The 21,036-nt window shown below is 54.1% G+C and carries 14 protein-coding genes; 7 read left to right on the top strand and 7 right to left on the bottom strand.

All coding sequences use genetic code 11. The features are described 5' to 3' along the window. Position 1: 1 nt before the first annotated feature. The 5 genes from ACXYMO_RS10900 (at position 2) to ACXYMO_RS10880 (ending at position 13,040) form a co-directional block, all read left to right on the top strand. On the top strand, positions 2-2,800 hold the full coding sequence (locus ACXYMO_RS10900) for a helicase-related protein (RefSeq protein ID WP_458878721.1): 2,799 nt from the start codon (positions 2-4) through the stop codon (positions 2,798-2,800). 10 nt (positions 2,801-2,810) lie between these two features. Beyond that, entirely contained in the window at positions 2,811-7,133 is a 4,323-nt protein-coding gene (locus tag ACXYMO_RS10895; protein WP_458878720.1) for an Eco57I restriction-modification methylase domain-containing protein, read from the top strand. 3 nt (positions 7,134-7,136) lie between these two features. Beyond that, complete coding sequence (locus tag ACXYMO_RS10890) at positions 7,137-7,886, top strand: HNH endonuclease (protein ID WP_458878719.1); 750 nt, start codon at positions 7,137-7,139, stop codon at positions 7,884-7,886. Between the two features lie 75 nt (positions 7,887-7,961). Next, complete coding sequence (locus ACXYMO_RS10885) at positions 7,962-10,091, top strand: GmrSD restriction endonuclease domain-containing protein (RefSeq protein ID WP_458878718.1); 2,130 nt, start codon at positions 7,962-7,964, stop codon at positions 10,089-10,091. Positions 10,092-10,304: 213 nt separating this feature from the next. Then, complete coding sequence (locus ACXYMO_RS10880; protein ID WP_458878717.1) at positions 10,305-13,040, top strand: ATP-binding domain-containing protein; 2,736 nt, start codon at positions 10,305-10,307, stop codon at positions 13,038-13,040. A 229-nt stretch (positions 13,041-13,269) separates the two neighbouring features. Here the strand turns inward: ACXYMO_RS10880 and ACXYMO_RS10875 are convergent, their stop codons facing one another. Both ACXYMO_RS10875 and ACXYMO_RS10870 read right to left on the bottom strand, forming a co-directional pair. After that, positions 13,270-13,467: a hypothetical protein gene (locus ACXYMO_RS10875; protein ID WP_458878716.1), complete on the bottom strand. Its 198-nt coding sequence runs from the start codon at positions 13,465-13,467 to the stop codon at positions 13,270-13,272. A gap of 299 nt (positions 13,468-13,766) precedes the next feature. Next, a complete protein-coding gene (locus ACXYMO_RS10870; protein WP_458878715.1) occupies positions 13,767-14,021 on the bottom strand; it encodes a helix-turn-helix domain-containing protein in 255 nt (84 codons plus the stop codon). 247 nt (positions 14,022-14,268) lie between these two features. Here ACXYMO_RS10870 and ACXYMO_RS10865 point away from each other — a divergent pair, with 247 nt between their 5' ends. Together ACXYMO_RS10865 and ACXYMO_RS10860 are read left to right on the top strand one after the other, a co-directional pair. Continuing rightward, positions 14,269-14,865: a DUF6088 family protein gene (locus tag ACXYMO_RS10865; RefSeq protein ID WP_458878714.1), complete on the top strand. Its 597-nt coding sequence runs from the start codon at positions 14,269-14,271 to the stop codon at positions 14,863-14,865. 2 nt (positions 14,866-14,867) lie between these two features. After that, complete coding sequence (locus tag ACXYMO_RS10860; protein ID WP_458878713.1) at positions 14,868-15,875, top strand: nucleotidyl transferase AbiEii/AbiGii toxin family protein; 1,008 nt, start codon at positions 14,868-14,870, stop codon at positions 15,873-15,875. Between the two features lie 74 nt (positions 15,876-15,949). On the opposite strand, the gene ACXYMO_RS10855 is transcribed toward ACXYMO_RS10860, so the two are convergent. The 5 genes from ACXYMO_RS10855 to ptsP form a co-directional block, all read right to left on the bottom strand. Continuing rightward, on the bottom strand, positions 15,950-16,816 hold the full coding sequence (locus ACXYMO_RS10855; RefSeq protein WP_458878712.1) for a hypothetical protein: 867 nt from the start codon (positions 16,814-16,816) through the stop codon (positions 15,950-15,952). Further along, positions 16,813-17,136 (bottom strand): hypothetical protein, encoded by a 324-nt coding sequence (locus tag ACXYMO_RS10850; protein WP_458878711.1) that lies wholly within the window; start codon positions 17,134-17,136, stop codon positions 16,813-16,815. Before ACXYMO_RS10850 ends, ACXYMO_RS10855 begins: the two co-directional genes overlap by 4 nt. Before the next feature lie 78 nt (positions 17,137-17,214). Beyond that, the gene (locus ACXYMO_RS10845; RefSeq protein WP_458878710.1) at positions 17,215-17,379 is read right to left on the bottom strand and encodes a hypothetical protein; all 165 of its coding nucleotides are present in this window, start codon (positions 17,377-17,379) and stop codon (positions 17,215-17,217) included. 54 nt (positions 17,380-17,433) lie between these two features. Next, positions 17,434-18,090 carry a flavin reductase family protein gene (locus ACXYMO_RS10840; protein ID WP_458878709.1) on the bottom strand — a complete coding sequence of 219 codons (657 nt, stop codon included), beginning with the start codon at positions 18,088-18,090 and terminating at the stop codon, positions 17,434-17,436. A gap of 674 nt (positions 18,091-18,764) precedes the next feature. Then, on the bottom strand, positions 18,765-21,008 hold the full coding sequence (gene ptsP / locus ACXYMO_RS10835; protein WP_458878708.1) for a phosphoenolpyruvate--protein phosphotransferase: 2,244 nt from the start codon (positions 21,006-21,008) through the stop codon (positions 18,765-18,767). Between the last annotated feature and the right edge of the window lie 28 nt (positions 21,009-21,036).

Below are 21,036 nucleotides of genomic sequence, written 5' to 3'. Positions count from 1 at the left end.
CATGGGTATTGCAGAACAGTTTTCTCCTGGCGAATTGGTAAGAGCGCGTGGACGTGAATGGGTTGTTGTCGATAGCTCAAACGCTTTGACTTTGCGTCCACTTTCCGGCTCTGAAGCCGACCTTGAAACGATCATTCCTGAGCTGGAAGCGGATCCTGTAACCTACGCCAGCTTTGCCCCCCCTTCGCTGACAGATAAATTGGGTGGACGTGATGCCGCCCAGTTACTCAGGGATGCGCTCAGACTGTCCTTGCGCCGTGGTGCAGGACCCTTCCGTGCTGCTGGTCGCATCAACTTTGAACCAAGAGCCTATCAGCTTGCTCCCTTGATGATGGCGCTTCGCCAGGACGTAATCCGTCTCCTCATCGCTGATGACGTGGGCATCGGTAAGACAATCGAAGCTGGTCTCATTCTGCGGGAAATGCTCGACCGTGGTGAAATCGACCGCTTCACCGTGCTTTGCCCACCCCATCTTGTCGAGCAGTGGACAAGTGAACTTGAAAGTAAGTTCTCTATTCCGGCAACACCCGTGACCGCATCTGAAGCGGCCAGGCTTGAACGTAACCTGCCCAACACCGTCTCCATTTTCGAAGCCTACCCCTTCACCGTGGTTTCGATGGACTTCATCAAGAGTGAACGCCGCTTTTTCGACTTTAAGAGAGCATGTCCCAACATGGTAGTCGTTGATGAGGCCCACTCCGCGGTCAGTGCAGGCAAAGGACGGCAAAGACGCTATGAGCTTGTCCGTTCACTTGCAGACGATCCTGAACGCAACATTTTGCTTCTTACCGCAACTCCACATTCGGGTGATGAGACAGCCTTTCACAATCTCCTGGGGCTTTTGGATAAAGAATTCGCAGGACTTCAGGATGCAGGAGGTGAACGACAGCGCCAGCTGAGGGAAAGGCTTGCAGGACATTTTATCCAGCGTCGTCGTCGTGACATTGATGCATGGAAAGAACCTGGTCTCTTTCCAACGCATGAGACCTCGAACTTCCCCTATCGCCTGACTGGCGAATATGAAGAATTCTACGGAAAAATTCTCGATTACTGTGCGGAAGTCATTGAGTCCGTTGAAGGTGAGACCAAGAAACGTCTCGCTTTCTGGGGCACACTCGCTTTGATGCGCTGTGTGGGGTCCAGTCCAGCTGCCGCTGCACGTGCGCTCAAGACACGTGCCCAACTGGATCCTAGTGCCATCTCGGAAAGCGAGCTCTCAGCTCAAACCCTAGATGATGAAGAGCTTTCTGAAAACGATCTTGAACCTGGTGTTGGCATCGAAGATGAAAACCTCCGTTCACTCATTGCCACAGCAGACAAGCTCTCTGCAGAGGTCGAAAAGGATCCCAAGTTCAAGGCGCTCATCAAAGCCTTGGAGGATATGCTCAAGAAAGGGCATTCGCCTGTTATATTCTGCCGCTACATCGCAACCGCCGAGCAAATTGGAGCAGTACTTCAAAAGTTCGCATCTAAGCATGTGGTTGAAGTTGTCACGGGGGCAATGCCGTCAGAGGAACGTGAAATCCGAGTTGAAGAACTCGGTGGTCACGAAAACCGAATTCTTGTTGCGACCGACTGCCTGTCTGAAGGTATCAACCTTCAAGCCTGGTTCGATGCGGTCATTCATTATGACCTTTCATGGAACCCGACCCGTCATCAACAGCGAGAAGGCCGTATCGACCGTTTTGGTCAGAAAGCCCCGATTGTTCGCTCTGTGCTAATGTATGGTGAGAACAACCCAGTCGATGGTGCTGTTCTCGAAGTGATCATCCGCAAAGCGGAAGCTATTGCTAAGCAGACAGGTGTTCGGGTTCCGATGCCTGATGACCAAGGCTCGTTGACCAAAGCCCTCATGTCTACCGTGATGCTGCGGGCAAGAGGTCAGAAACAGATGACCCTTGATCTAGACTTTTCAGACTCGGAAGAAGCTCGCCAGATTGAAATGGCATGGATCAATGCCTCTGAGCAGGAAAAGAAGACCCGCACCATTTTTGCTCAGAATGCTTTGAAGCCTGAAGAAGTTGCCGTGGAATGGGAAGCGACCCAAACGGCTCTTGGTGGTTACGAGGACACGGAACGCTTTGTGTTCCAAGCCATGAAACGTCTTGGACAACCCTTGGAGCCCCTAAAATCTGGTGCCTACAAGGTCGCTCTTCACCTCGTTCCCGACCACATCAAGGAGCGGTTTATTGCTGAAAGTTTGATCGATGATGCAGATATCAAGCCCCTCAAGGTCGGGTTCTCTGCTCGCCCTCCAAGTGGCACGATTTCTGTTCACCGTGCACATGCCTTGCCGTCTGTTCTGGCTGAAACCTTCCTTGAGCAAGCTCTAGATGAGTTTGCCAACGAAGATGCCCTGTCCACCTTGCCTCGGTTGGGCGCTTGGGAAACGGATGCAGTTGATGAGGTTACCTGGCTTGCACTTCTCAGAGTGCGTCATCGCATCGACTCCAGGGGTAAGCTCGGGCCAAAGTTTGCCATGGCAGAAGAGTCCGCTGCTATCGCCCTCAGCGCTTCCTCCAAGCTTCCAATGAAGTGGAACGAAGATGCCTTTGCCCTGCTCGATCAGGACGGTGAGAACCTCGATAAAAACACCCGCCAAAACCAGATTGCGCGGGCGCTGAATTCTCTGGAGGCTCTTCAGCCAGCTCTCACCCAGTTTGCGCATGAGCGGTCAGAAGTTTTGGCCGGCGACCATGTTCGAGTGCGTCAGGCACTGGGGTCAAAAGGACAAGTAAAAGTCAGCGCCATCACACCAGTCGATGTAATTGGTTTCTATGTGCTGATGCCGGGATTGTAAGGGTAAGACCATGGCCAGAATTACAAAAAGACGTAAGCAATCCCGCCGCTCTGCTCGCCTAGATTTTGCGGCAATTGAAGTTGTTGGCGGTCTTCTACCAACAGATGTGATCGCCCAAATTGCAGCTGGTGATGCAGCCGAACAAAGTGATGAAAGCTACGATATCCCCAAAGGCCTGAAGCTTCGGGATGAAATCGCTCGCTTTTATCAGATCGCCCATGCTCACTGGGAAGGCTTTGAGGCTGGCAAAGGGGAGAATGCGTCTGCTCCAATTGGCTTCGTGCAAAGCCTGCTCTCAGAATGCTTCGGCTTCAAAACCCTCACAAAGTCGGCTGGTAAGCAGATTACTGACCGAACCTTTCCTGTTAATTTTTCTGCGGAAAATGGGCGTATACCTGTCATCATCGCTCCTTCTGCTCCCGCTGACAGCAGAAAGCCAGGCATAGATGAAGCTCTTTCTCAGTTTGGAGATGACACCCGCAAAAGGTCATCGACCCAGCTCTTGCAGGAATACCTGAACGCCGATGAAGATGCTTTATGGGGTATCACCTGTGATGGTAGCGTGCTGCGTATCATGCGGGACAATGCAAGTCTCACACGACCGGCCTGGATTGAAGTGAACTTCGAGAAGATCTTCACAGAAGGACTTTTTCCCGACTTTTCCGCAGCATGGCTTATCCTTCACGCTTCACGATTTGGCGTTGAAGGCACTAGTCCGTCCGACTGCCCGCTGGAGCGTTGGAAAGAGCGGAGCCGTCTCGATGGTGCAGCTGCAAAAGACAATCTGCGCTTGGGCGTGGAAGCTGCACTGATTGAACTGGGGCGAGGATTTATCCAACATCCCTTCAACTCGGAGCTGCGAGACCAGCTCCAGTCAGGGAAGTTGAGACGCCAAGCCTACTATGAAGAACTATTGCGGCTGGTTTACCGCATCATCTTCCTATTTGCGGCAGAAGACCGCGACCTCTTGCATGCCCCAAATACGAGCGACGCCGCCAGAAAGGCCTATCTTGGAGGGTATTCATTGCACCGCCTCCGAGAACGCTGCGTTCGCAACGCCTCTCTCGACAAAAATATTGATGCTTGGGAGGGGATGAAATCCCTCTTCAAAGCACTTTCGGACGGACAGCCTGCTCTTGGGCTGGTTGCTCTTGGCGGGCTCTTTGACCCAGACAAACTTGAACATCTTGGCAACTGCAAGATCGACAACAAACGCTTCTTAAAAGCGATCTGGCGGGTGGCTTGGTTCCGTCCCGAGGGTCAATCCATGACCAAGGTGAATTGGCGTGACATGGAAACCGAAGAACTGGGGTCAGTCTACGAAAGCCTGCTGGAACTCACACCAGAGCTGAACCTCGAGGCGAGAGATTTCACCTTTGCGGAAGGCGATGCGACCAAGGGCAACGCCCGCAAAGTGTCAGGCTCCTACTACACACCAGATTCTTTGGTGAAACTTCTTCTGGATACCACGCTGGATCCCGTGCTGGATGCAGCGGAGGCACGAAATCCAAACGATCCAGTCTCCGAAATCCTTAAGCTTTCGATGATCGACCCAGCTTGTGGGTCCGGTCACTTTCTTCTTGGAGCCGCCAGAAGAGCCGCTGCCCGCATCGCGCGTCATCGGATGCCCGGAGCCATTTCACAAGAAGTCTTCCAACATGCCCTGCGTGAGGTCGTCGGGAATTGCATATACGGGTCCGACAGGAACCCAATGGCGGTTGAGCTCTGCAAGGTGGCCTTGTGGATCGAAGCGCTGGAACCAGGCAAGCCGCTATCCTTCCTAGACGCCCGCATCCAATGCGGAGACAGCCTGATCGGGATCTTCGACTATGAGATGCTGAAGGCCGGTATCCCGGACGATGCGTATAAGGCGATGTCCGGCGACGACAAAGAAGTGGCCAAAGCCTATGAACGCCTCAACAAGGACGAACGCGATGGCAAGGCAGCGTCTGGCTTTATCAAAACTCTCGCGGCCCCCGCTGAGATCATCGATGGCGCGCGAAAAATCGCAGCAATGCCCGAGGAAACGCTGAAGGAGGTCAAGGCCAAGGCGCGCGCATTTGCCCAGTATGAGACCTCCGACCAACGACTGAGTTTAAAACTTGCCTGCGATATTTACGTGGCGGCATTTTTCTCTCCCAAAGTGGGTGAAGAACCCTCCGCTCGAACCTTGGTTGACATGAAAGTGCCGACCACAGGTGCTATGTGGGAAGCGCTGAGCGGTACGATCCGATCCAATATCTTGCAAGACAATGCTCACGCCATCTCTGACCAAAACAGTGCCCTACACTGGCCCTTAGCGTTTCCAACTGTCATGGCCCGTGGAGGGTTTGATGCCGTTATTGGCAATCCGCCCTGGGAACGGATCAAACTTCAGGAACAAGAGTTTTTCGCGGCAAGAGATGCAAAAATAGCCACCGCATCTAATAAGGCGGAACGTAACAAGCTGATCAAAGAGTTGAAGAACGCCGAACCAGGAACTGTAAACGCACAACTAGCCGCAGAGTTCGAGCTGGCAAAGCGCACTGCCGATGCAGCGAGTGTGTTCGCGCGGCGATCAGGCCGCTACCCGTTGGCCGGTGTCGGTGACGTTAATACATATGCTCTATTCGCTGAACACTTCTCTCGGCTAGCGCGCAAACAAACCGATGCGGTGTCGTCAGGCCGAGCGGGTGTGATAGTCCCAACTGGCATCGCAACAGACCCGTCCACTAGCGCTTTCTTTGGGGATCTAGTGGCACGGAACCGAATTGCGGCGCTATTTGACTTCGAGAACCGGAAGAATCTATTTCCAGCGATCGATAGTCGCATAAAATTCTCTGTGCTCAGCATCGGAAAGGCAGCTCAAGCCCGCTTCGCGGCATTCGCCACGAACACAGCTGACCTAGAGGAAAAGGAACGACAAATTGAATTGGCGCCAGATGATTTTCGTCTGTTTAATCCAAATACACTGACGTCGCCCCTCTTTCGTTCACGTAGTGATAAAGAACTCACGCGCAACTTCTACCGCACTGCGCCTATACTCCTGCGCTTGCGACCCGACGATCCCGACGGCGACGAAAACCCTTGGGGCTTCACCTACCAAACCAAAATGTACGACCTCGCGGATGCCAGTAGTCTTTTCCGGACGGCCAAGCAGCTTTCGTCTCAAGGTTTCCACTTTGACGGCTTTAACTGGCGGCACAACGACAATCGCCAGTATGTTCCGCTCTATGAAGCCAAAATGCTCCATATCTTCGATCATCGGTTTGGCTCTTACGCGGGGCTTGAAGCTCGTCCCGGAGATGGCTCGCTGCCTGAAACGCCAGACAGCGTAAAACATGATCCAGCTTACGAAACCGAGCCGTGGTATTGGGTTCCGGAAGAGGAGACCCGACTGCGCTCTGCGCGCGTTCCCGTCAGATTGAAGCAATATTTCCGAAAAGATAACACGAAGGGATCCCTCAAGGTTCTGGCAGAATGGGTGCTTGGAACACTTGACCGAGAGGACCTCCTCAACCCAGCCATCGGAGCAATCCGCGCACAAAAACTTCTAAAAGAGGTCTTGGGTCCGAGAGCACTAGGTCGAGAAGTCATTGGGGCCAAATTCGCGACTTGGCTGTACAAAGTTTCAAATAATGCAAAGAAGATGAATCGCGATACACCTCTCAGTATCGATGATTTAGCGTTCATCAAAGAAGGTCCTTCTGACCCGCTGGAAATGACCGGTGCGCTTGTCGACAGAAAACAACCTCGCTGGCTTATGGGCTGGCGAGATATCACAAATGCAACGAACGAACGAACGGTCATTGCAGCAGTATTCCCTAGCGTTGGTGTAGCGCACTCTACGCGTTTACTTTTTCTAAACGCACAAGATGCCTCTCCAGCAGCATTCTATGCAACTCTGTCATCTCTCCCTTTCGATTATGTTGCGAGACAGAAAGTTCCTGGAACGCATTTGACCGTTTCTGCTCTGCAACAACTTCCTGTGTTCTCACCTTCTCAATTTGACCAAACCGAACTGAAGTTTATCGCCACCAAAGTCCTCGAACTTACTTATACGTCCCATTCAATGAAGAACTGGGCGGAAGATCTCGGCTACACCGGATCCCCCTTCGCCTTTGACCCCGACCGCCGGGCTCAGTTGCGAGCCGAACTCGACGCTTTCTTTGCCAAGAAATACGGGCTCACACGGGATGAACTGCGCTATGTGCTCGACCCCCATGACATCAAAGGCAAGGATTACCCCTCGGAAACATTCCGTGGCTTGAAAACCAAGGAAATGAATGAGTTCGGGGAATTCCGCACGCAACGGCTCGTCCTCGAGGCCTTTGACAGGTTGACGGGGGGCTGACGTATGGACCTCAGCCTGCGCAATCGACTGGAAAAATCCGCACTCGACCACGGGTTCTCGATCCCCCTTGGCGAAAGCGATGGCTGGCTTTGTTTTCAAGGCCACGCTGTCACTGCTCGGCTTGCCTTGACCGTGGATGATACAGGGCGCTTTTTCGTTGGAACCTCGCATCGGGGTGTTGGCCGCGAACTGTCGAGCGAGCTCTCCACCGCGCCGGTCGCGCATAAGGGTTTTGATTGTTTCATCGCCCCAAGCTCCGGCGATCTGTTCCGCATCATCGGCCGCATCTGGGCACTCGCGCGCTCTCTGCCCAACGAACCGCTGGCAGAGTTCGAACGGCTGCTTCAAGAGGAGCCTTCCAGCACCGAGGTGGAACGACTGCGCAAGGAACGGATCGGGCAGAATGTGTTTCGCTCGGCCCTGATGGACTATTGGGAAAAATCCTGTGCTGTCACCGGCGTTCAGAACCCGACGCTGCTACGCGCGAGCCACATCATTCCCTGGGCCAAGTGTGAAAGCGACGAAGAGCGCCTAAACGTGCACAACGGCTTGCTTCTGGTAGCCACGCTAGACGCCGCCTTCGACGCTGGTCTGGTGTCCTTTGATGACGGTGGGAACATTCTGATCTCGACGAAAGTCTCAGACGGGGATCAAGTTGCTTCCGGGATACTGCCGACGATGCGTTTGACCCGCTTGAATGACGAAATAGCGAAGCGCCTGAGCTGGCATCGCACCAACTTGTTTGAAGGGTGATGGCATGCCGCAAGAGACACACTCGCACGATTTGCAACGGATCGATTGAAGCCCAAGATTTAGACGGACGGACGAATGAATAACCAGCCAAAGCCAGATTCAAAGACATATGATGACCTGATCTCGGACGTCAAAAAGGGCATCATCAAGGTGCCCAAGTTCCAACGGGATTTCGTCTGGGACTTGAAGGCAACCGCCAAGCTTCTGGATTCTATCCTAAAAGGTTATCCCATAGGGACCTTCATCCTTTGGGAAACGGATCAACGCATCAACGACATAAAGAACATTGGCGGCTTTGATCTGCCTGAGACGCCCGTTGGGCGCAATGTTCAGTACGTCCTTGATGGGCAGCAACGCATAACCTCCCTCTTCGCTGCCTATCTTGGTGCACAGATCAGAAAACCCACCGAGAAAAAGGTGACCGACTACAAAGACATTGTCGTGAACCTGGAAGAGAACCTCGAGGAGAAGGAGAAGGACATCGTCACCGTGAAAGACGAGGCGGAGGTTTTCATACCCCTGCATGACGTTCTGAACTTCAACCATAAAATGGGCAAAAAGCTGGAAAACGAAGGGTTTGAAGAGTGGCAAATCGATAAAATCGATGAGTATTCCAACGCTTTCAGTACTTATGCCTTCTCAACGGTCACCCTTCGACAGAACGATATCGAGTCCGCCATTGAGGTGTTTACGCGAATAAATACGGGGGGGAAGGTTCTCACGCTTTTCGAAATCATGTCGGCCAAAACCTACGACGAAGCCGCTGATTTCGACATGCAGGCTCGTTGGGAGAAGTTCCAGAAAAGACTGAATGACAGCAAGTACGAGAACATCTCCCCCTCTGTCCTTCTGCAGATCCTGAGCCTCGTCATAAGCGAGTCGAAGGAGTGCAAGCGAAAGACGATCCTTGGCCTGGACAAGGCCGACATCATTGCAAGGTGGGATGATGTCATCTCTGCGATCGAGAAGACCATCGACCACTTCCGAACAGTTTTGCGGATACCTGTTTCCCAAATCCTGCCCTACGACACTCTCATCGTGCCTTTTGCCTATTTCTTCTTGAAAACGGGCAAATCACCCAGCGGGCAGCAACGGAAATATCTGGAAGAGCTCTTCTGGCGTTCTTCCTTGTCGCTGCGGTATTCATCGGCAACTGAATCCAAGCTGGCGGCTGATATCAAGAAAGTTGATCTAATAATAGCAGGGCAGCGGCCAGCTTACCCCGAGTTCAAACTTTTCATCAATTCAGCTCAAGATCTCCGTGAAACAGACTTCTCGACCGGGAACGCCATCTGCAAGTCGATCCTGTGCATTCTCGCATATCATGAACCAAAAGATTTCGACACAAACGGTAAAGTGCTTCTGGATAACTCCTATCTCAAGATCGCCAGCAGTAAGAACTACCACCATTTCTTTCCGAGGGCATTTGTCCGTAAACATGGCAGCGATGCAGAAACTCCCTATGCCAACTCGATTGTCAACATCACGTTGGTCAGCGCCGAACTGAACAAGAAGCGGATCGGCGCAAAGGCCCCCTCGGTCTATCTAGCGGATTTTGCGGATGAGAACTCAGAATTGAAACACGCGCTGAGCAGCCATCTCATCGAGTTGGATGATGCCTCAGTTGTTCAAGACGATTTCACTGCATTCCTGAAGAGGCGCTCAGAAGTTCTCTATGCCGAGATCTTGAAGCGCATCGAACCATCCGAGGCACCTGCTCAGATCGATCCCATCCACGAAATGATCCTCGAGGGGGAAGGCCAGCTGGTAGAGTTTAAATCCACTCTGCGATACGACATGCGTACTGGCGAAGTGAACAAGAAGCTCGAGCATGTGGTCGCCAAGACAGTTGCGGCATTCATGAATTCTGACGGTGGAAGCCTCTTCATTGGTGTAGATGACCATGGGAATGCCATTGGCCTCGAACTCGACTGCGGCACACTTTCAAAGAAAGATCGGGACGGCTTTCAACTCCACATTGCTAATATCTTCGACAAGTTCCTCGGCAAGGACGTTATGAAGCTTTGGAAGCTCAACTGGCCCACCTATGACGACAAACAGATTTGTCATGTTGAGGTCACAAGAGCGAACAAACCCGTTTACGTGATTTCCGAAGGTAAGGAGGAGTTCTTCGTACGCAAAGAAGGATCATCGCAGCCGCTTTCACGTGCGGAAGAGCATGAATGGAACAAAGGACGCTTCTGAGAAAAGATCGAGAGCCTTGAGCAACAGCGGAGAATGCAACGTGACAAATTCAGCTTTGGCGATCATCCACAAAAGCTCGGCATGCTGAGGAAGTGCCATGTGACCAATCTGTGACAAGACTAACGATGGAATCGCGTCACGGTTTCAAAGATTAAATTTCGATGTCTCGTTTTGTGTTGGCGAACTGTAGTTTTCACACCTGACGAGGCCAAAATGCAAATTGAGGTGACAATGAATACAACAAACAAAGAAGCGGTAATCGAAGACATTGCTCGTCATTCTCTTGATTGCATTGAAAAGGTCGCGGCCGATGCCGAAAATGCCCGCGCGTCCCATAAAAGGGGCGACGCACGGGTCTTCACGACCATAAACACTCTGAACAGCCCTCAGGCTGTAAATTGCATCGGTTCGATATCAGATAGTGAAGCTGAGGCTATTGCCGCACTCATCCAGCAACCTGTCATCGCGCGGGTTCACTTCCTGGACGAAAACGATGAAGAGGAGACAATCTTCATCACTCGCACCACGCCCCGGTCCGTTCCGGGCTACAAAATTGCAAGCTACCGGAGCGATCTCGGGAAGATTGCATCATTGGCCGCCGGTGATGAGGGATCATTCAAATTCGGGGCGAGAGAGCGGGACCTCCTGATAGATAGTCGCGCACTTCTTAAACCAGAGCGTACGTCAAGCGGGTGGGACTCTCGTGAAACCGAAATTGATATCAGAGATTTGGGTCGTTTCACGGTTGGTTCGCTACGCGAAATCCTCACACCTGAAGGTGAAATCGAAGAAGGGGACCTCGAAGCGCTCTGGAACGATGATACCGATGAAAATGTTGTAGAAGGCGTTAGGCGGGCAATTATCACGCATATGGGCCTTCGCGATCAGCCTATTTTGGACCGGCATCAGGACGAGATTTTTAGGATGCCGATCAACACCAAGTGCTTCCTCTCAGGCCCTCCGGGTACTGGCAAGACTACCACGCTGATTAGGCGTTTGGGGCAGAAAACCGACCGACAGGCTCTCCAAGAGTCGCCTCAGGAGCTGCGGTTAATCGAGCAAGTTGAAGCAGAAACCAACACCCCTCACGAGACAAGCTGGGTCGTTTTTTCCCCGACCGAATTGCTTCGTCAGTATGTGAAGGAGGCGTTTGCACGCGAAGGCTTGGCTGCGAGCGATACCCACATTAGAACTTGGGAAGAGTTCCGGCGTGAAATTGCTCGCGATGAACTCAAGCTATTGAGAACAAGTAGCGGGAGCGGCCCTTTCGTAGAACGGCGCGCCCAAGACTATCTCAAGGATGAAATTGCCGACGAAGCCGCGTGGTATGATGACTTTAGGTCATATTTGGATACTTCGGTTTCAGAAGAGCTAAGGGCCGATGCCAAGTGGTTGGCTGCAAGACCGGCTGACGATCTGAGAGCTATTGGCCAAAAACTTTCCGAAGATTTGGACACCCCACGGAAGGACATTTACGCCCACGCGCTACGAAACGTCACCGAGCTGGTACCTGACATTCGAGAAGCGATATCTGAACGAAGTGAAGGCATTTCACGCCTTCTCGCCAAAGCCCGCAACGCGCTTGTATATGAAGACCGCAACTTTCCAAACATTCTCCGAGAGGAGATATCTCGTCAGCTGGCATACGCACCTCAACCGGCAGATGATGTAGATGACTTCGAAGATGCAATCGATGAGGAGGATCAAGCTCCAGAGGAACCTCAACCCGGGCGTCCGATTAGCCGCCAACAAGCGCTTGTACGCTTCGAACGTGCGCTCAAGGCGATGGCGAGGGCTCGACTAGCCCGACGAGCTGTATCCGAAAAGTCTCAGGACGGAATGCTTCTAGCTTGGCTTGGCGAGACGCGCATTCCATCAGATGAGGACTTGGCTGACTTGGGGAAACTTCTGTTGGAGCAGACACGTCTGCGAAAGTTCGAGCGACTAGAGCGCCTTTTCCTTCGGGGCATCGCGCCAAAGTATAAGCGGTTTCGTGCAGAGCGAATAAAAGCTTCACGCTGGTACGAGGGGGCCCCCACCAAACCTTCTGATATTTTTTGGAAAGAACTTGACCTCGTTGTTCTCGCCGCACTGCAAATCGCCAATGAGCTGCTCGGACACTATCGAAGGCATACAGAAAGCAGCCTGCCGGAGGGAGGCTTCCTTGGTAGCGTGCGCGCCATGCAGAGAGCGCAGGTTCTAATTGACGAAGCTACCGATTTCTCCCGCGTTCAACTTGCAGCTATGCACGAGATTGCACACCCAACTTCCAGCTCGTTCTTCCTCTGCGGAGATATCAATCAACGCCTGACATCGTGGGGCCTAAAGACAAATGAAGCCCTAGACTGGATTGCCAAAGGTATCGAGCGGAAGGCGATCACCGTGTCGTATAGGCAAAGTCAACGTCTCGTGGACCTTGCAAAGGATGTTGCATCACTGGGGGGGTCACAAGCCGAAGACATAATCTTGCCAGATCGTCTCGACGCAGAAGGCTTGTCGCCGGTATGGCAGGATGCTCTGGCCGATCATGATAAGGTTTCCGACTGGCTCACAAGCCGTATTCACGAGATTGACCGAATGCTACAGCGGTCCACAACGATCGCGGTTCTTGTGAATGAAGAAGCTGACGTAGAGCCCCTAGCTATGGCGCTGAACGACCGCTTGGAAGAAATCAGTCTCTCGGCAGTTGCGTGCAAAGACGGCAAGGTGGTTGGGAACGATAGAGATGTCAGAGTGTTCGATATCCGCCATATCAAAGGCCTGGAATTCGAGGCGGTCTTTTTTATCGGGCTGGATGAGACAATTGCGAAGCATCCCGATTTGTTCGCCAAATTTCTTTATGTGGGGGCAACGCGGGCAGCGAACTACCTTGGCGTCACCTTTACACAATCAATCCCTGGGCAAGTGGCGATGCTAGCGCCCCATTTTCAAGAGGACTGGCCAATGTAGCCGGGAGAAGTCTGTCACTGGATCAATGATCTACTATGCTCATTTGAGGCCCGCGAAGGAAAAATTGCGATCATGGAGGCATTTATAATGCTATTTCAACACAGTGAGGCCTCTATTAGGATGACTTCGTCACAGACGCGGGCGGGAAACTTTTCTCGATTGCGGAATCGAAAGATCGTCAAATTTGCGTGACAAATGCCAGAGCGGGAAACCCGCCCTGGCGCTAAGGTCACTCGGTGACCGGATCTTCATCCCGGTGCGGGAAGGCGACCATTTCGACGTCGGGAAACATGCTGTGTTTGACGTTGATCGACGTGATGTTGCCGCTGTCGTCAGTGTTGACGAAGAGGACGCCGCAGCGGTCCCAGAAGTTCTTGCCGTCTTTTTCGCCGGATTTGACGTTCAGTTTCAGAGTTTGAGTAGCCATTTTTTGATCCTCACTTTGAGTGTTTCGATGAACATGACCAAAGCTGGCACCAAGGGGCTGTCAGCGAGAAACTTGCTTCGCGAGGAATGCGTTGGCGCAGGGGAATTTTCTTGTTGAAGCGGGGCTTCCCCCGCGTCTGCTACGGCTGCCCGCTTATGTTCAGCAATCAGAAACACGGCGCTGAGGATTTGATTTCGGCACTCACAAACTGAACGGTCTCGTCATGCTGCGTCGCAAGAGCTGAGGACCTTAAAGTAACCGCTGCGGCTTAACAGCTGTCACTCCGTCACTGCAGAAATTCATTCGAATATGTTGTCAAAATCAGATGCAGAGCCCTTGCTGCGTGTTCTGACCAAAAGCTCTAGTTCGAGGGCTGCTAGCAGGGCCAGGATCGTGTCGAGCTTTGTACCACCCCGCCCGGCCTCAACTTTCGATATCGTTTCCTGCCAAACACCGCTGCGTGTGGCGAGCTCGGCCTGCGTCAAGTTTTTCTCTCGACGAGCCTGACGGATCGTATGTCCAAGATCTCGGGGAATTCGAACGAAGTTCTGCAAGCCTGCCTCCAGCGCCGCCTATGATGCTTAGTCCATAAATTCTCTGCATGATCTAAAAATCATAGACGCAGCAGTCTAGGCCACGACAACTTACGCTGCAGCGTAATTTTCCTATTTTTGCGCTGTAGGGTAAACTTCGCACCAGTTCTCCTCTTTGCTCTATGCCAGTTGCACCTACCGAGGGGTTGTTCCATGGTCCGTTGACTTTCAGAAAAACATACCATATTTTCTGACAAGGAGTTCGAACATGATTACATCAAACATCAAGCAACGCATCATCGGAAAAGGTCGCGGCGCAATCTTTGCGCCGACCGATTTTCTCGACATCGGATCCCGCGCAAGCGTAGATCAGGCCCTGTCACGCCTTGCTGATCAGGGTGTGATCCGGCGACTGACGCGGGGGCTGTATGACTACCCGAAGAAGAGCCCGCGCTTCGGATTTCTGTCGCCTTCCGCCGATGACATCGCAAAAGCTGTTGCTCGAAAGGATGGTCAAATCTTGCAACCTTCTCCTTCGATGGCTGCCAATCAGTTGGGCCTTTCCACTCAGGTACCATCCAAGCCGACCTATATGACCGACGGCCCAACCCGCACCAAGAAGGTTGGACGGCAAGTCATACAATTCCGCAAAGCATCTCCCAAAACATTGGTCGGCGCAGGACATAAGACTGGGGTTATCTTCCAGGCGTTGCGTTATGTCGGCAAGGACCGTGTGGACAGTCAAATCGTCGACCGCCTTGCACGCGCACTGAACGACAATGATCGGAAGCTCTTGGCAAAGCAAAGCAGGCACGTACCTGCATGGATGCACCCCGTCGTGCAACAGATTGTTGCACACGCTTAAGCATGGAAAATTTCGCCAACGACGCACCTGAACTCAGAGATGAAGCCTTTCAAGAAACTGCAGCGCAGCTTGGAATGTCGAAGGCAATCATCGAAAAAGACTTCTGGGTTTGCTGGTCCCTAAAGCAACTCTTTGCACTGCCATCTTTTGGCGAGCAAATGATCTTCAAGGGCGGAACTTCCCTGTCCAAAGCCTACGACGTGATCCACCGTTTCTCCGAGGATGTGGACCTCTCGCTAGACCGCGAACAACTCGGGTTTGTAGGCGACCGTGACCCAGAAGACCCGGACCTATCGGGCAAGAAGCAGAAAAGATTGCTTCAGGAACTGGAGGAAGCGGCGAAAGAAGCCGTCGGAGGCCAACTGCTGGCCGAGATTCAAACAGCGTTTGGCTCCAGTCTAGAACAAAACTTCACGCTATCGGTCGACCCAAGTGACCCGCAGACCATTCTCTTTGCCTACCCTACGTTGGCAAAAAGCGATGCGGGCTATGTCAAACCGGTTGTACGCTTTGAGTTCGGTGCCCGTGGCGTCCAGCTGCCTGCCGAGCAGATCGACATTACACCATACCTGAATCAGGCTTTCCCCGATCTTCTGGCAGACGGTCTGGTCGGCGCGAAAGTGTTGGGGGTCGAGCGCACATTCTGGGAGAAAGCCACCATTTTGCATATGCTTTTTTATCAAGATGCAACCAAACCCCTCGCCGATCGCATGTCCCGCCATTACTACGATATGGCGCAGCTGATTGGGCATGAAGCCAAAAAACGTGCCCTCGAAAAGCTTGATTTGCTGACCCAAGTCGCTCATCACAAATCGGTATTCTTCAAATCCGCCTGGGCAAACTACGACGAGGCCAAGCCCGGTTCTTTGCGCTTGACCCCAAACGCCGATCTCACTGTCGCTCTTCGAAAAGACTATGCCGGGATGCGGGAAATGATCATCGGTGACGCACCAACCTTCGATGAAATCATTGCTATGATCGAGACCTTCGAGACCGAGATCAACAGCTGACCAGAGGACGCAAATTCTCAACGGCGTTGCCCTGAGTTCAAGCGCACGAAACGCGCTATTCACGCCGATCCTTTTCACGCCTGCAGCCCCACAGCGCGAACCTGTTCGGGCGTCACCAGCTGTGATGCAATCAAATCCTCGATCTGCCGGTTGGTGATATGGCGGCACAGGGGATGGCGCTCGTGGATCCACTCGGCGAGGCTCGCTCGGCCTTTGGCTTCGGCCTCTCGCGCCTTCTCGCGGTCGGCCTGGATCTGGGCCAGTCCCTTCTCCCACCGGCGCATCTTGAACCAGTTGTCTGAGAAACAGACCTTGCTGCGCGTGTAGCCCTCGCTTTCCTTGGCATAGGCTTTGACCGCCTGCCTCAGATCATCGGGCTTCACTCCGGCCTTCACAGCTGCTGCGATCAGGCGCAGACTGGTTCGCCGGTCTCGGATCCTATCCTTGGGATAGGCCGCCATGATCTTCTCAGCTTCGAGATCTTCAACCTCCTCCTCCGCCGCCTCGCGCTTGCGCGTAGGTGGTTTATGGATGGTTTTAGGATGGTTTGGGGTCCACCGTGAACCCCGTACCCCGTTCACCGTGGACCCCGTACCGGGTTCAGGCTGGACGGGGTTCACAGTGACCCCCGTCTCAATATCGGGCTCGGCCGTGGGTTCGAGCGCGGCCACGCGCTCCAGAACGATGCGGTAAATGACGGTGTAGCCGTTCTTGCAGTGCCGCCGCCCTGTCTCGATCAGAATGCCTTCTCGCAGGAAATCAATGATAGTGCGCTTAACCGTGCTCTCGCTAAGCTCTGTGTGGCGCTGGATCGTCCTCTTAGAGCACCAGATGCCCGAGCCATCATCGCTCGCCTTGTCGGCCAGGAACATAATGATCTGCTTGCGCGCGGCGCTGCCAAAGCGGCGCTCGGCGCATTCGTTTGCGATGCGCCAGCTCATTGGACCACCTCACCGGTCACCGGCCGCGAAAAAGCGGACTGAGCGTTTGCGGTGTGGCGCTTGCTCATGCTAACGTACTGTGAAAGCTGACAGGCTTTTTCTATTTGGCCCCGGTTCACAGTTGCCGCTGTGACGGGGCCTTTTTCGTTTTGAACCGGCGAATTTGGCTTTGAAACTTTCGCTTTTTGTTCACTTTTTGTCAGGGGGTATTTTGCACCCTTAAGCCGTTGTTTTCGCTTACGCTCTTTCTGGATTGCAAATCCGTGTACACCGGTTCGATTCCGGTACTCGCCTCCAATCTTTTCCATATTATTTGACATTGACGACCCACCTTGCGTGTGGGTCGCTGATATTTCGTTCGGCAATCTCCGCCGGCAGAAGACCAATCAATCGGGCATTCAAAGCCCTGTGTCGCTGCGTGGTTTTCCCCACCTGTTGGCAAAGAACAGTTCCTCGACGTTCAATCGGTTGCGCCAGCCGCGCGCCTGCAGTTCGGGTTCAGTGTAAAGTTCGCGCACATAGCCCAGGCACAGATAGGCCACCGGCACCACCTGATCGGGCAATTCGAAAATGTCCCGTAGATCGGCGCACCTGCATTGCCCAAAACCGGAACTGGATCAGTCCGCCTTGCCTTCGAGACCCGCGATGAGTTTGCCATGCGCTTCGGGGATACGCATTTCAAAGGTCTCGGTCACGCTGGTGTAGTCATAGTACCCTAACCGGGCCAGCGGGCGGATACGCGGAATATCGAGTTTGCCCTCGGGGGTTATGACCTCATCGGCCACATGGATCCGCATGACCTCACCATAGACGACATCGACCCACCCGTGGTTCGAATTGCCTTTCAGACGATGCGTGCTGAGATAGCGGCATTCAAAGTGTGCCGGGCTCTCGGCGACGCGCGGACCCGGTGCATCGATGCACGCGGCCTTGGTCACGCCGGCGCGCAGAAATTCGTCTTCTTCCGGGGGTAGTTCCATGGCCGAGATGTTGACGGCCTCGCGCAGGTCATAGGTCGCCATGTTCCAGACGAACCACCCTGTTTCTTCGGCATTCACCACAGTGTCCTTGCGTTTGCCCGAACTTTCCTGATTGGCGGCGAACATGACCATCGGCGGGTCAAAGGTAATGTTCTGCCACTGGCTGTAAGGGGCCAGGTTGTCGACGCCATCCTTGCTTGTCGTGGACAGCCACCCGATGGGACGCGGCACCGTGCAGGCCTTGAACGGAGTGAAGGGAAGCGGGCATTTTTCGCTCTGGGGGGCATAGTGCATTGAAATCTTTTCCTTTTGGCCGGTTGAACGGTCACAGAGGACCCGCCCTGCCCGGACACCGCGTTTGTCGTGCGAGTTGACCCCGTCGGGAAGCAATCCGTCAAGTCATACGGGCTGAGGCGATGTTCGGACTGCAAAGCAACCTCAAGACAACGCTTTACCGTGCTAATAACACATGACTTTTGAGAGGTTTTATAAGACCAGCCAGTTCATGGATCGCTGCAAATATCGCGATTTCGATGGACGATACTTCAAGAGACCGCGTTGGACCTCGAGGCAAGGCGCAGATTACCCACAAAACTTTCCACAGCTAAGGAGTGTACCTGTGAATAAAATTTTCCCGGTGTTGTTTTTTTGAAGTTCTTGCCGAAAATATCTGAACAGAAGCGCATTGTTTATTCGATTTTGACAATCTTTTTTGCCCGCCTTGATGGCACCCCACACCGTTTCGGTGTGGATAACTGGGTCAAACATGTGCTTGGTGCTGAATACCTCAATCATTCTCGGGCCACCGGACGGTCAATGACGAGGGCGCACCGGCGCTGATTCAACGCTCACAACGACCGAAAATCGAACAGAATTCCATTATGGTAAGCTGGTCCAACCGCTGGATCACGCCCTGTTGTCCCTGCGCTGCATGACAGCCGCCTTTGATGGGCACATCGGAAACAGGCTCAGCTCTGTGCGCGCAGCCATTCCATCATAGCGGGGCGTACCGATTGTTCGCCCCGGTGGCGGGCATCGGTGATGATCTTGCGCACCTCCTCCAGATCGGCGCGGAGCAACAGGCTTTTGACCGGGCCGATCGAGGCCGGTCGCATCGACAGGCTGCGGATCCCGATGGCGGCGAAACACAGCGCCTCGATCGGGCGGCCCGCGTCTTCGCCACAGAAAGACACCGGCGTGTTGGAGGTTGCACAGCGCTCGACGATCCGTTCAATCAGGCTGAGGAAGCTGACATTCAGTGTATCATACCGCCGGCGCACGCGTTCGTTTTCGCGGTCAGCCGCAAAAAAGAACTGCTTGAGGTCATTGCCGCCGATCGAGATGAATTCGACCTCGTCAAAGAATTTCTGCGGAGCAAAGGCCAGCGACGGGGTTTCCAGCATCGCCCCGACCTCGATCGTTTCGGGGAGGATGTGGCCGAGTTTCTGCTCGCCTGCGATGGTTTTGTCCAACTCGACGCGCGCGGCTCTGTATTCTTCGAACTGCGCGACAAACGGGAACATCACCGACAAGGGCCGCCCGTTCGCAGCGCGCAACAAGGCCTGCAATTGCATCCGCATGATACCGGGCTTGTCCAGCCCGACACGGATGGCACGCCAGCCCAGCGCCGGGTTGGGTTCATCATTCGGTTTCAGATAGGGCAGCACCTTGTCCGACCCGATATCCAGCGTGCGAAACACCACGCGCTTGCCCTTGGCCGAATCCAGAACCCGTGCATACAGCGCGCTGAGTTCCGAACGTTTGGGCATCTGGTTGCGCACAAGGAATTGAAGTTCCGTCCGAAAAAGACCAACGCCCTCGGCACCCGAACTTTCAAGCGACGGCAGATCGGCCATCAGACCGGCATTCATGTGCAGGCTGATCCGCTGCCCGCATTTCGTTATGGCCGGCTTGTCCCGGATCGACGCAAACCGTTCCTGGGCCTGTGCCTGCATCGCGATCTTGTCGCGGAATGCGCTGACGACGGTATCATCCGGGCGCAGGTGAACCACGCCCTGGTCGCCGTCGACCATAATGTGATCGCCATTAAGCGCCTCGGTCGTGATACGCGAGGCGTGAACCACCAGCGGAATGGCAAGAGCGCGGGCAACGATGGCCGCGTGACTGCCAACCGAGCCTTCCTCAAGCACGATCCCCCGCAGGCTACGGCCATATTCCAGCAGGTCGCCGGGCCCGATATTGCGGGCGATCAGGATCGGATCGGCGGGCATTTCGGCCCCGGTTTCGGCCCCCTGCCCCGTCAGAATCCGCAAAAGACGGTTCGAAAGATCATCCAGATCACTAAGCCGTTCCCGCAGATAGCTGTCCTGGACTTGCCCCATGCGCGCGCGGGCCTGGGACTGTTCTTTTTCAACCGCAGCCTCAGCGCTCAGCCCGCGGCTGATGTCCTCTTCCATACGCCGCATCCAGCCCTTGGAATTGGCGAACATGCGATACGCCTCAAGCACCTGAAGCTGTTCTTTGTCACCGCTGCGCGAAATTTCGAGCATCTTGTCGACGCCGACGCGCAATTGTTCGACGGCTTCGTTCAGACGCTCCAGTTCGCGGTGCGGATCATCGGCGATCGGATTAGAGACCACCACACGGGGTTCATGCAGCCAGACGTGCCCTTCGGCTGCGCCTTCCTGTCCTGTGGTGCCCCGCATGAGGACCGGTTGCTGATGGCGGGCGGACAGGGCCGCGCCCTCGCCCAAAAAGGCGCCCAGCTCGGTCATTTCGGCGAGCACCATGGCGACCACTTCGAGCGCATATTGTTCATCGGCTGAAAATTCACGCGCCTCGCGCGACTGCACGACCAGCACGCCCAGTTTTTCGCCCAATCGCTGAATCGGCACGCCCAGGAAGGAAGAATATCGTTCCTCGCCCGTTTCGGGCATATATCGGAACCCTTTTTCAGACGGCGCATCGGGTGTGTTTATCACCTGGCCCGAGCGCGCAACGCGTCCAACCAGCCCTTCGCCCAGACGCATGCGGGTTTGGTGTACCGCTTCAGCCTTCAGGCCTTCGGTCGCGCAAAGCTCGAGCGTTTCGTCGTCCCGGAACAGATAGACCGAGCACACCTCGGTCCCCATGCTGTCGGCAATCAGATGGGTAATGCGGTCAAGACGCGCCTGGCCCGCGATATCGCTGGCCATGGCATCGCGCAACCGCCCGAGAAGCTTGCGACTTTCTGATTCCGTGCGTTCAGACATTTGCCCGTTTATGCCCCCAAGTCGCCGA

This window comes from Arenibacterium sp. CAU 1754 (assembly GCF_054482635.1).
The sequence above is the reverse complement of the archived record's forward strand: the minus strand, read 5'-3'. Positions and strand labels throughout refer to the sequence as shown.